We start from the raw sequence: 12,671 nt of genomic DNA on the forward strand, positions 1-12,671 counted from the left end.
AGCGTCCTTCCCCTTTATCCGACGTATATCGAGGGTCCTCTCAGGGCGATGACGGACGGAAACGATGGAGCGTCAGCAATTAATGTCGATACAACGCCTGACAGCACGCGCCGCTTCTGACAAAATACGCGCCATCCCCCGTTTGTGAAATGATGGATTTTCTGTAGATGGTTGCGAAACTTATTGATGGTAAAACGATTGCGCAGCAAGTTAAGAGCGACGTTGCTGCACGTGTCCAAGAGCGTCTGGCCGCCCGTAAGCGAGCGCCGGGTCTGGCGGTTATCCTGGTAGGGGACGATCCTGCTTCTCAGATTTATGTCGGCAGCAAACGCCGGGTCTGTGAGGAAGTCGGTTTCATTTCCCGCTCTTACGATCTGCCCTCCACCACCTCCGAAAGCGAACTGCTGGCGCTGATTGACCGGCTGAACGCCGATGAAACCATCGACGGTATTCTGGTGCAGTTGCCGCTGCCGCAGGGCATCGACAACACCAGCGTCATTGAGCGCATCGCGCCCGACAAAGACGTGGATGGCTTCCACCCGTACAACGTCGGCCGCCTCTGCCAGCGCGCGCCGCTGCTGCGCTCCTGTACGCCGCGTGGGATCATCACGCTGCTGGAGCAGTACAAGATCGACATGTTCGGCCTGAACGCCGTCGTCATCGGCGCATCGAACATTGTCGGCCGCCCGATGAGTCTGGAGCTGCTGCTGGCCGGTTGCACCACGACCGTGACGCACCGTTTCACGAAGAATTTGCGTCAGCACGTTGAAAACGCCGATTTGCTGGTCGTCGCCGTCGGTAANCCCGGCTTTATTCCGGGCGACTGGATCAAACCCGGCGCGGTCGTGATCGATGTCGGCATCAATCGACTGGAAGACGGCAAAGTCGTGGGCGATATTGATTTTGCCGGTGCAAGCGAACGCGCCTCCTTCATCACGCCGGTCCCCGGCGGCGTCGGCCCGATGACCGTCGCCACCCTGATTCAAAATACCTTGCAGGCCTGCGAGGAATATCACGACACACCCGCAAAGGCATAAACTGAGATTATGGAAATTTTTCACCTGAACCAACATCCGCACGTTGAACTGTGCGATCTGCTGAAACTCCTCGGCTGGAGCGACAGCGGCGCCTCCGCCAAACAGCTCATCGCCAACGGCGACGTGAGCGTCGACGACCATATCGAAACGCGTAAGCGCTGCAAAATCGTCGCCGGTCAGGTCGTGCGTTTCGCGGACCAGGCGGTCACTGTTCAGGCATAGATCGCCCGACGGCGATAGCCGAAGCATCGCGTATTTCACCCACATCCCGCCCTCGCGGAGATGTGGGGTTATCCCCTATTCTCCCCCACCCTGTCACGTTCTCCTTCCTCTGCCATGACGCGCCATCGCAATGCGCCCAATCTCGCCTGTGCGCGAGATATCCAGGATTCGGGTTCAGGAGGGAAGAAGGGAAGTCAGCAACGGAGAATCAATGAAAACAGGCCGGGAGCGAATCAGCTTCCGGCCTGTTGAGGAGCGTGGGGGCGGCGAAACGAAGCGCTCCGCCGCGAAGGGAGGAAAGACGGCTTACTTACGGCGCCAGATTGTCCCCTGCGGGCCATCTTCCAGCACGATCCCCATTTCGTTGAGGCGATCGCGCGCGGCATCCGCCAGTCCCCAGTCTTTACTCTGACGCGCATCGTTGCGCTGCTTGATCAACGCTTCGATTTCCGCCACTTCGTCATCGTCCGCCTGCGCGCCGCTCTGCAGGAACAGCTCCGGCTCTTGCTCCAGCAGGCCCAGCACTTTCGCCAACTGTCGCAGCGCGGCGGCCAGACCATTTGCCGCCGCGGGATCTTCCGCCTTCATCCGGTTGACTTCGCGCGCCATATCAAACAGCACGGAGTAGGCTTCCGGGGTATTGAAGTCGTCGTCCATCGCCTCGCGGAAACGGGCCTCGAAGGCTTCGCCGCCGCAGGCGGCCGCCGATGCGTCCATGCCGCGCAACGCGGTGTATAAACGCTCCAGAGAAGCGCGCGCCTGCTTGAGGTTCTCTTCGCTGTAGTTCAACTGGCTACGGTAGTGCCCGGACATCAAAAAGTAGCGAATGGTTTCAGCATCGTAGTGCGCCAATACGTCGCGGACGGTGAAGAAATTGTTCAGGGATTTAGACATCTTTTCCCGGTCGACCATCACCATGCCGGAGTGCATCCAGTAGTTGACGTATTCGCCGCCGTGGGCGCAGGTAGACTGAGCAATTTCGTTTTCATGATGCGGGAACATCAGATCCGAACCGCCGCCGTGGATGTCGAAGTGTTCACCCAGCTGCTTGCAGTTCATAGCGGAGCATTCGATATGCCAGCCAGGACGACCGTTGCCCCACGGCGACGGCCAGCTCGGCTCGCCGGGCTTCGACATCTTCCATAAGACAAAATCCATTGGGTTACGTTTAACGTCGGCGATTTCAACCCGCGCGCCGGCCTTCAGCTGTTCCAAATCCTGACGGGACAGGATGCCGTAATCCGCATCGGTATCGACCGCGAACATCACGTCGCCGTTCTTCGCCACATAGGCGTGATCACGTTCCATCAACTGCTGTACCAGCGCGATGATTTCATCAATATGCCGGGTGGCGCGCGGCTCAACGTCCGGCGGCAGAATATTCAACGCACTGAAATCGTCGTGCATCTCGGCAATCATGCGGTCGGTCAATTGCTCGATGGTTTCGCCGTTTTTAGCTGCGCGTTGAATGATTTTGTCATCAATGTCCGTAATATTGCGGACATACTTCACCTCGTAGCCAAGGTAACGCAGATAACGCGAGACCACATCGAACGCCACGAAAGTCCGCCCGTGACCAATGTGACACAGGTCGTAAACGGTTATCCCGCACACATACATACCGACTTTGTCAGCGTGAATGGGTTTGAATTCCTCTTTTTGACGAGTCAGGGTATTAAAAATCTTTAGCATCGGGACATTCCATGGTGTTCGCAGGATATGAGCATCACTGTTTGCAGTACGCGTATCAAAATATGAGTGGCCAGCGTTTCGGGCCCAGGCAGCGTATTGAACCCCGAACCCTGACCTATTGCAAGATCGGTACCATCAAGCGGCGGAAGTTATTTCATCCTGAGAAAAAGATTTTTACGTGAAAAAACAAAAGCCCGACCGGCGGTTCGGGCAAGAGTCAGGTGGGAAAATAACCCTTCATATAAAGGGGTTAAAGTTTTGTCTCTTCGTGTGCAGCGCACCTGTCTCGTCTAAGGCGCGGCGTGACTCAATGCGCCCTGGCGTCAGAAACGGTGTCGCGCTACCGCCAGCGGGGGTTAGACGCCAGCGAGTAACGACCGCCGCCGAGCAACAAGATGGCGAGACCAGCGAAAAAGTACACCGCCATGTTCTCAATACCCCATGCGCCGGTCTTGTCCAGCGTGAGGGCCGCATTCAGGTCGGTCAGCCCATACGCGGCTAACATCGTGAGCGTGAAAATGAGCGCGGACGGCCGGGTCAGAATGCCCAGAATCATCAACACGGGCGCGATCACCTCACCCACATAGACGCCGTAACCGACGATACCGGGCAGCCCATGCGCCATCACCATCGACTGGATGCCGCCAATACCGGCGATCAGCTTATGAACGCCGTGGAACAGCATCATGGCACCGAATGAAACGCGCAGTACCAGCTTGCCGAAATCCGGCCTGTCAAAGAGCGAATTGAACCCGTTAAGCATCATGCACCTCCCTTGTGATTACCTGATTAAGGAGAATGATTATCACTTAATCCGGGGCCTTTTACCGATCGCCGCGTCACGTTTGAAAAATCGTTTCTTCCCCTGTTGCGACGACGAGTGAGCGCCCCCGTTTTCCGGTTCTAGATCGTACGGTAAAGCAGAGGCCAAAGCGCATGTCACGCCGCTGGCTGATAGCCTCCGCCCCGCCGTCAGGCTCTCGCGCGAGGCGGCCTTTGCTGACTCAGCCATTCACTTATGTTATAAGAGCGCTCTTGGTGGCTCACCGCCTCTGTAAACCTCTCCTTTATTCTATGTACTATGGCTAAGTAGGAATCATCATTATGATTACGTTTCATACCAACCATGGCGATATCGTCATCAACACTTTCGCTGACAAAGCGCCGGCTACCGTTGAAAACTTTCTGAAATACTGCCGTAGCGGCTTCTATAACAACACCATTTTTCACCGCGTGATTAATGGCTTTATGATTCAGGGCGGCGGCTTTGCTCCGGGTATGGAACAGAAAATCACCGAAGCGCCGATCAAAAACGAAGCCAACAACGGCCTGAAAAATACCCGCGGCACGCTGGCGATGGCACGCACCAACGACCCGCACTCCGCCACCGCTCAGTTCTTCATTAACGTGGTGGACAACGACTTCCTGAACTTCCGCTCCGAACGCGCCGACGGCTGGGGTTACTGCGTCTTCGCCGAAGTCGTGGAAGGCTTGGACGTGGTCGATAAAATCAAAGCCGTGTCAACCGGCCGCAGCGGCATGCACCAGGATGTGCCGAAGGAAGATGTCGTTGTGACCAGCGTTACGGTCAGCGAGTAATTTTCCCTGCATGGCGACGCTGTTTATTGGCGATTTGCATCTGAGCGAACAGGAACCGGCTATTACCGCCGGTTTTCTGCGTTTTTTACGCGAAGAAGCGGCTCAAGCCGACGCGCTGTACATCCTGGGCGACCTGTTTGACGCCTGGATTGGCGATGACGATCCGCAGCCGCTGCATCACACCGTCGCCGCCGCGCTGCTGGCGCTGCATCAGCAGGGCGTGCCCTGCTACTTCGTCCACGGCAACCGGGATTTCCTGATCGGCAAGCGCTTCGCCCGCCAGAGCGGTATGACGCTGCTGCCGGAGGAAAACCGAATTACGCTATACGGTCACGAGTATCTGGTGCTGCACGGCGACACGTTGTGCACTGACGACGCCGCCTACCAGCGTTTTCGCCGCCGCGTTCACAACCCGCTGATTCAACGTCTGTTTCTGTGGCTGCCCCTGCGCATCCGGCTACGCATCGCCGCAAGCATGCGCTCAGCCAGCCAGCAGGCCAACCAGATCAAATCCCTCGAGATCATGGACGTCAATCCTCAGCAGGTCATAGACCGGCTGCGCCACTTCCAGGTCAAGACCTTGATCCACGGTCATACGCATCGACCGGCGATCCATACGCTGACCGTCGACGGCGAGACCGCCCAGCGGGCCGTTCTCGGCGCCTGGCATGAGGAAGGCTCGGTCATCAAAGTCACGCCCGACGGTATTTCGCTGCACGCATTCCCGTTCTAAATTCTGCTTTCCCCTCGTTTTTCACGCAAAACCCCGACGTTCATCGCGACGCAACCGTTTTCCTCCCTCTGGGGTCATGGTATGCTCTACGCCCTCGTCGCCGGAGCGCCGACTCGGCGGCGATGCGTCTTATCACCCTGTGCACTGACCGGCGTCAGGCACACTCACAGGAGCACTACAGGCATGTCATCCAACGCTGCCCCGGCAAAAATCGCCATCGTGATGGGTTCAAAGAGTGACTGGGCCACCATGCAGTTCGCAGCAGAAATCCTCACCACGCTGAATCTCCCTTTCCACGTTGAAATCGTGTCCGCGCACCGCACGCCGGACAAACTGTTCCGTTTTGCCGAAACCGCGGCGGATAACGGCTTTGACGTCATCATTGCCGGAGCCGGCGGCGCTGCGCACCTGCCTGGCATGCTGGCCGCCAAAACGCTGGTGCCGGTGCTGGGCGTTCCCGTACAGAGCGCAGCGCTGAGCGGTGTGGACAGCCTGTACTCCATCGTGCAAATGCCGCGCGGCATTCCGGTGGGAACGCTGGCGATAGGCAAAGCCGGCGCGGCCAATGCCGCCCTGCTGGCTGCACAGATTCTGGCGCTGCATGACCGGGAACTGTCTACGCGCTTGACGGATTGGCGTCAGCGCCAAACCGACGAAGTGCTCCAGCATTCCGATCCGCGGGAGGATGCATGAAACCGGTATGCGTATTGGGTAACGGCCAGCTGGGACGCATGCTGCGTCAGGCTGGNGAGCCGCTGGGCATCGCAGTCTATCCAGTCGGACTGGACGCCGAGCCTGAATCGATCCCCTACCAGCACAGCGTCATCACCGCAGAGATCGAACGCTGGCCGGAAACCGCCCTCACCCGCCAGTTGGCGACGCAGCCTGCGTTCATCAACCGCGATATTTTTCCACGTCTGGCGGACCGCTATACGCAGAAGCAGCTGTTGGACGAGCTACAGCTGGCGACGGCGCCGTGGCAGTTGTTGAGCAGCGCCGACACCTGGCCCGCGATTTTTAGCCGCTTGGGCGAGCTGGCCATCGTCAAGCGCCGCGTCGGCGGCTATGACGGTCGCGGCCAGTGGCGTCTGCGCCCCGGTGATGAGGCGACGCTGCCCGCGGACTGCTACGGCGAGTGCATCGTCGAGCAGGGGATCAACTTTTCCGGCGAGGTGTCGCTGGTCGGCGCGCGCAACGCACTGGGCGAGTGTGTATTTTATCCGCTGACCCACAATCTGCATCAGGACGGCATTCTGCGCGCCAGCGTTGCGCTGCCGCATCCTCAACCGGCCTTGCAACGGCAGGCTGAAAAGATGCTGTCCGCCATTTTGAATCATCTGGGCTACGTCGGCGTGATGGCGATGGAGTGCTTTATCGTCGGCGACCAACTGCTGATCAACGAGCTCGCGCCGCGCGTACACAACAGCGGCCACTGGACCCAGAACGGCGCGTCTATCAGCCAGTTCGAACTGCATCTGCGGGCAATTATCGATTTGCCGATGCCCGCGCCCGTCGTCAGCACGCCGTCGGTGATGGTCAACCTTATCGGCACCGACGTGAATGTCGACTGGCTGACGCTGCCGCTGACGCATCTGCACTGGTATGAGAAAGAAGTGCGTCCGGGCCGGAAGGTCGGGCATCTGAATCTCAGCGATCCGGACGCCACTCTCCTCCGCGAGACGCTGCAGGCGCTGGCGCCGATGCTGCCGACGGAGTATCAGTCAGGGCTTACGTGGGCGCAGCAAACGCTGTCGGCCTGATCTGTGGCTGCGCGGATGTCCCCGGAGATCCGCGCGCCGATGCGGCAAGGGCATAGCGTGTCGAGGCCACGTTTTAACACCGTGCTTGTCCGTCGCCTCGTCAGGGGGCGTGACAGGCAACCGGGTTTGCACCCGTGATTTATTTCGCGAGATAATAGCGCCGTCATTCCGGCCATCAGATTTTGCCTGAATGCGATGACCGCGTATTTTCATCGTGGCGCTAACGGAAACTGGTATTTAAGGATGTATTTCCCGCAATGAAGATTTCTCCTCTGTTCAACGGTGTTTCTCCCGGCTTCTCGCCGTCACGTGTTGTCCTATCCGCTGCGTCGCCCGCCGCCTGTGACAAGGATGTCAGCATCGCGCGACGATCGCGGTCCTGATGTCATCCACCCTCGCACACTTCGCCCGGCCGCACGTCGTGAGCCGGACGTCTGTTTTATATGCATGACTCGCTCAGGAGAGAGTTGTATGAGCTCAATTCAGGAAAGCAGCGCGGTCTTTGACACCGCCTCCACCTGGCGCAAAAGCGATACCGTCTGGATGCTGGGACTGTATGGCACGGCCATCGGCGCCGGGGTGCTGTTTTTGCCCATTAATGCTGGTATCGGCGGTTTGTTGCCGCTCATCATCATGGCGATTATCGCGTTTCCCATGACGCACTATTCGCATCGCGCGCTATGCCGTTTCGTCCTGTCAGGCAAAGGGGACGCGGAGGACATCACCGAGGTGGTGGAGGAACATTTCGGCGCCCGGGCTGGTCATCTCATCACCCTGCTGTACTTTTTCGCCATCTACCCCATTCTGCTCGTCTACAGCGTGGCGATCACCAATACTGTCGACAGCTTCATCACCCACCAGCTGCACCTGCCTTCACCGCCGCGCGCGCTGCTCGCACTGACGCTGATTTTGTGCCTGATGTTCGTGGTGCGCTTCGGGGAAGCCACCATCGTGAAAGCAATGAGCGTGCTGGTGTATCCGTTTTTGACCGTGCTGTTGCTGCTGGCCTGCTATCTGGTGCCGCACTGGAATCTATCGGTATTCCACACGTTGTCCCTGTCCGGGGCCGTGAACGGCAGCAGCCTGCCCGCGACGCTGTGGCTGGCGATCCCGGTGATGGTGTTCTCCTTCAACCACTCGCCGATTATCTCTTCGTTCGCCGTCGCCAAGCGCAAGGAGTATGGCGAAGCGGCGGAGAAGAAGTGCACGCGTATTCTGTCCTACAGCCATGTGATGATGGTGCTGACGGTCATGTTCTTCGTGTTCAGCTGCGTGCTGGCGCTGTCGCCGGAAGAGCTGATGGCGGCGAAAACGCAAAATATTTCGATCTTGTCGTATCTGGCGAACCATTTTGACAGCGCGCTTATTGGCTATGCGGCGCCGCTGATCGCAACCGTCGCTATCTCCAAGTCGTTCCTGGGTCACTACCTTGGCGCGGGCGAGGGATTCAACGGACTGATGGTGAAAACGCTGCGGCGGGGCGGCAAAACGCTGGCTCATCGCACGCTGAACCGTATCACTACCCTTTTTATGCTGCTGACCACCTGGCTGGTGGCCACGTGGAACCCCAGCATTTTGGGGATGATTGAAACGCTGGGCGGCCCGATTATCGCCTGCCTGCTGTTTTTGATGCCGATGTATGCGATCCATCGCGTCCCTGCGATGCGGCGCTACAGCGGTCAGCTCAGCAATCTCTTCGTGACGCTGACGGGACTGATTGCAATGACCGCAATTATCTACAGCCTGTGTCAGTAAGCCCCGGTGTGCGGCGTTTCGCGCCGCACACCGTTGACGTTTTTTATACAGGTTAATGCACACAACACATCCCCGCCCTCGCTCAACGGCGTAATAAAAAGTCCATTTGAATACTCGCCATGCCCGTCATTCACGCGCCATAATGGTAATGGATAGTAGAAACACTTCAGTAAAATCATTTAACGGAGTGAGAATGAGTCAGGACAAACTCTACATAGACAAAGAGTTGAGTTGGTTATCTTTCAATGAACGCGTACTTCAAGAAGCCGCCGACAAGAATAATCCGCTGATTGAACGTATGCGCTTTCTGGGCATCTACTCCAGCAATTTGGACGAATTTTACAAGGTCCGATTCGCCGAACTGAAACGTCGTATTCTGATTAACGAAGAACAAGGTTCCGCCAGCGGACTACGTCATCTGCTGAGCAAAATTCAGATGCGCGTACTGAAAACCGACCAGCTGTTCGACAACCTGTATAACGAGCTGCTGCTGGAGATGGCGCGCAACCAGATTTTTTTGGTCAACGAGCGGCAGGTGTCGCCCAACCAGCAAGCGTGGCTACGCGACTATTTCAAGCACTACCTGCGTCCGCATATCACCCCGATTCTGCTGCTGCCTGAAACCAATCTGATTCAGTTTTTGAAAGACGATTACACCTATCTGGCTATCGAAATCATTCGCGGTGAGAAGACGGACTACGCGCTGTTGGAAATCCCGTCCGACAAGGTCGCTCGCTTCGTCGATCTGCCGCCGGAAGCGCCACATCGTCGCAAAACCATGATTCTCATCGACAATATCCTCCGTTACTGTCTGGATGATATTTTCTGGGGCTTTTTCGATTACGACGAACTAAACGCCTACTCCATGAAGATGACCCGCGACGCCGAGTACGATCTGGTGACGGAAATGGAGTCCAGCCTGCTGGAGCTGATGTCGTCCAGCCTTAAACAGCGGCTGACGGCCAAGCCGGTCCGCTTCGTCTATCAGCGCGACATGCCGGATGCGATGGTGGAGTGCCTGCTGAAGAAACTGGATATCACCTCTTACGACTCGGTCATTCCCGGCGGCCGCTATCACAACTTCAAAGACTTTATCGGCTTTCCGAACGTGGGCCGCGCCAATCTGGTCAACAAGCCGCTGCCGCGCCTGCGTCATCTGGGGTTCAACCACTTCCGCAACGGCTTTGACGCTATCCGCGAGCGCGATGTGCTGCTCTACTACCCCTACCATACCTTCGAGCACGTGCTGGAGATTCTGCGGCAGGCGTCCTTCGACCCCAGCGTGCTGGCGATCAAAATCAACATCTATCGTGTCGCCAAGGATTCGCGCATTATCAACTCCATGATCCACGCCGCGCACAACGGCAAAAAGGTCACGGTGGTGGTGGAATTGCAGGCGCGTTTCGATGAGGCCGCCAACATCCACTGGGCGAAAAGACTGACGGAAGCCGGCGTGCACGTTATCTTCTCCATCCCCGGGCTGAAAATTCACGCCAAGCTGTTTTTGATCTCGCGGCGTGAAGGCGACAACGTGGTGCGCTATGCGCATATCGGCACGGGTAACTTCAACGAAAAAACCGCGCGGCTGTATACCGACTATTCGCTGCTGACCGCCGACGAGCGTATCACCAACGAAGTGCGCCGAGTCTTCAACTTCATCGAAAACCCGTACCGGCCGGTGAGCTTCGATCACCTTCTGGTGTCCCCCCAGAACTCCCGCAGCCGTCTCTATGAGCTGATCGACCGCGAAATTGCCAACGCGCAGAACGGAGTGGAGGCGAAAATCACCCTGAAGGTGAACAACCTCGTGGACAAGGGTTTGGTGGACCGGCTGTATACCGCGTCCGGCGCCGGAGTGAAAATGAACCTGTTGGTCCGCGGGATGTGCTCGCTCATTCCCGGTATCCCGGGGATCAGTGATAATATCCGCGTCACCAGCATCATAGACCGTTATCTGGAGCATGACCGGCTGTACGTTTTCCACAACGGCGGCGACCAGCAGGTGTTTCTCTCCTCCGCCGACTGGATGACCCGCAACATCGATTACCGCATCGAAGTCGCCGTGGAAGTGCTGGACCAGACGCTGAAAGCGCGAATCCTCGACATTCTGGAGATTCTGTTCAGCGATACGGTCAAAGCCCGCGTGCTGGACAAAGAGTTAAACAATCACTATGTCACCCGTGGCAACCGGCGCAAAGTCCGCGCCCAGAATGCGATCTATGAATATCTTAAGGTCCTTGAGCAACCCGAAGAGTAGGCCAGAGCCATGCCTTTAACCGACAATATCGCTGAAAAACCCCAGGAATTCGCCGCCATCGACCTGGGCTCCAACAGTTTTCATATGGTGGTCGCCCGCGTGGTCAATGGCGCGCTTCAGGTGCTTAGCCGCCTGAAACAACGGGTGCATATGGTAGACGGACTCGACAGCCAGAATCGGTTGAGCGAGGAGTCCATGGAACGGGGTCTGAACTGTCTTGCGCTGTTCGCCGAGCGCCTGCAGGGATTCCCGGCGGCCAATGTCTCTATCGTCGGCACGCACGCCCTGCGAGAAGCGCATAACGCGCAGGAATTTCTGCATCGCGCCGCCAAAATCATTCCCTATCCGATTTCTATTATTTCCGGACATGAGGAAGCACGACTGATCTTTATGGGCGTGGAGCACACGCAGCCGGAAAAAGGCCGTAAGCTGGTGATCGACATCGGCGGCGGGTCGACGGAGCTGGTGATAGGTGAAGATTTCGAGCCTAAGCTGGTGGAAAGCCGCCGCATGGGCTGCGTCAGCTTCGCCCAACTGTTTTTCCCCGACGGCGAAATCAACGCCAACAACTTCAAACGCGCCCGTCTTGCCGCCGCGCAGCAGCTGGAAAATCTGGCCTGGCAATACCGCATCTACGGATGGGACTATGCGCTGGGCGCCTCCGGCACCATTAAAGCCGCCAACGAGATCCTGCTGGCGATGGGCGAAAAAGACGGTCAAATAACGCTGGAACGTCTCGAAATGCTACGCGATGAGATCCTGAAGCATAAGAACGTGAAGGCGCTAAGTCTCCCGGGCCTGACGGATGAGCGACAGAACGTGCTGGTTCCCGGCCTTGCCATCCTCTGCGGAGTCTTCGATACGCTGGCTATCGATAAGCTCAGGCTGTCGGACGGTGCGTTGCGCGAAGGCGTGCTGTATGAAATGGAGGGCCGCTTCCGTCATCAGGATATCCGTATCCGCACCGCGAAAAGTCTGGCCAGCCATTACAACATCGACCGCGAGCAGGCCAATCGCGTACGTGAAACGGCAGAGTTGCTGTACACCCAGTGGGAAGAACAGAATCCCTCGCTGGTGAATCCGCAGTTGGAGGCCATTTTGAAATGGGCAGCCATGCTGTATGAAGTGGGCCTCGGCATCAATCACAGCGGAATGCATCGCCACTCCGCTTACATACTGCAAAATACCAATCTGCCGGGCTTCAATCAGGAACAGCAGATGGTGCTGTCGCTGTTGGTGCGCTGGCATCGCAAGGCGATAAAAACAGACGAGCTGCCGCGCCTGAATCAGTTCAAAAAGAAGCAGTACATGCCGATGATACTGCTGCTGCGGCTGGCTACGCTGCTGAACAATCAGCGCCAGGCCACGACATCGCCGCAAATGCTGCGTCTGGCGACGGACGATCGCACCTGGACTCTGATTTTCCCGTTCGGCTATTTCAGTCAAAATACGCTGGTGCAGCTCGATCTGGAAAAAGAGCAGGAATACTGGCAAGGCATCAGCGACTGGACGTTGTTGATTGAAGAGGAAAAAGAGTCGCCGACGCAGATTTAGGGCAGGTCGGCAGCCCCAGCGCCTTACTCCTGCTTCACATTGTGAAATTTTTCACATTTTCG

The 12,671-nt window shown here is 57.4% G+C and carries 11 protein-coding genes; 9 read left to right on the plus strand and 2 right to left on the minus strand.

The genetic code is table 11. The annotated features are described in order from the left end of the window. Nucleotides 1-167: 167 nt before the first annotated feature. Nucleotides 168-1,037, plus strand: a complete 870-nt coding sequence (gene folD / locus SB13_RS08950) for a bifunctional methylenetetrahydrofolate dehydrogenase/methenyltetrahydrofolate cyclohydrolase FolD (RefSeq protein WP_026740023.1) — start codon at nucleotides 168-170, stop codon at nucleotides 1,035-1,037. Nucleotides 1,038-1,046: 9 nt separating this feature from the next. Continuing rightward, nucleotides 1,047-1,259 (plus strand): ribosome-associated protein YbcJ, encoded by a 213-nt coding sequence (gene ybcJ / locus SB13_RS08955; protein ID WP_026740024.1) that lies wholly within the window; start codon nucleotides 1,047-1,049, stop codon nucleotides 1,257-1,259. A gap of 306 nt (nucleotides 1,260-1,565) precedes the next feature. Here ybcJ and cysS read toward each other — a convergent pair whose 3' ends face one another. Both cysS and SB13_RS08965 read right to left on the minus strand, forming a co-directional pair. Further along, the gene (gene cysS, locus SB13_RS08960) at nucleotides 1,566-2,951 is read right to left on the minus strand and encodes a cysteine--tRNA ligase (RefSeq protein ID WP_026740025.1); all 1,386 of its coding nucleotides are present in this window, start codon (nucleotides 2,949-2,951) and stop codon (nucleotides 1,566-1,568) included. Nucleotides 2,952-3,291: 340 nt separating this feature from the next. After that, a complete protein-coding gene (locus tag SB13_RS08965; RefSeq protein ID WP_081821844.1) occupies nucleotides 3,292-3,714 on the minus strand; it encodes a DoxX family protein in 423 nt (140 codons plus the stop codon). A gap of 341 nt (nucleotides 3,715-4,055) precedes the next feature. On the opposite strand from SB13_RS08965, the gene ppiB reads away from it, so the two are divergent. The 7 genes from ppiB to ppx all read left to right on the plus strand — a co-directional run bounded on the left by ppiB (nucleotide 4,056) and on the right by ppx (nucleotide 12,609). Further along, the gene (ppiB, locus tag SB13_RS08970; RefSeq protein WP_026740027.1) at nucleotides 4,056-4,550 is read left to right on the plus strand and encodes a peptidylprolyl isomerase B; all 495 of its coding nucleotides are present in this window, start codon (nucleotides 4,056-4,058) and stop codon (nucleotides 4,548-4,550) included. 10 nt (nucleotides 4,551-4,560) lie between these two features. Next, nucleotides 4,561-5,283, plus strand: a complete 723-nt coding sequence (gene lpxH / locus SB13_RS08975) for a UDP-2,3-diacylglucosamine diphosphatase (RefSeq protein WP_026740028.1) — start codon at nucleotides 4,561-4,563, stop codon at nucleotides 5,281-5,283. 183 nt (nucleotides 5,284-5,466) lie between these two features. Beyond that, entirely contained in the window at nucleotides 5,467-5,976 is a 510-nt protein-coding gene (gene purE, locus SB13_RS08980; RefSeq protein WP_026740029.1) for a 5-(carboxyamino)imidazole ribonucleotide mutase, read from the plus strand. After that, nucleotides 5,973-7,043: a 5-(carboxyamino)imidazole ribonucleotide synthase gene (gene purK, locus SB13_RS08985; RefSeq protein ID WP_026740030.1), complete on the plus strand. Its 1,071-nt coding sequence runs from the start codon at nucleotides 5,973-5,975 to the stop codon at nucleotides 7,041-7,043. Before purE ends, purK begins: the two co-directional genes overlap by 4 nt. A gap of 471 nt (nucleotides 7,044-7,514) precedes the next feature. Then, entirely contained in the window at nucleotides 7,515-8,798 is a 1,284-nt protein-coding gene (locus tag SB13_RS08990) for an HAAAP family serine/threonine permease (RefSeq protein ID WP_026740031.1), read from the plus strand. Between the two features lie 193 nt (nucleotides 8,799-8,991). Beyond that, a complete protein-coding gene (ppk1, locus tag SB13_RS08995; protein ID WP_026740032.1) occupies nucleotides 8,992-11,055 on the plus strand; it encodes a polyphosphate kinase 1 in 2,064 nt (687 codons plus the stop codon). 9 nt (nucleotides 11,056-11,064) lie between these two features. Beyond that, complete coding sequence (gene ppx / locus SB13_RS09000; RefSeq protein WP_026740033.1) at nucleotides 11,065-12,609, plus strand: exopolyphosphatase; 1,545 nt, start codon at nucleotides 11,065-11,067, stop codon at nucleotides 12,607-12,609. Nucleotides 12,610-12,671: the final 62 nt, after the last annotated feature.

Source organism: Lonsdalea quercina subsp. quercina (assembly GCF_000688695.1).
GTDB classification, from domain to species: Bacteria; Pseudomonadota; Gammaproteobacteria; order Enterobacterales; family Enterobacteriaceae; genus Lonsdalea; species Lonsdalea quercina_D.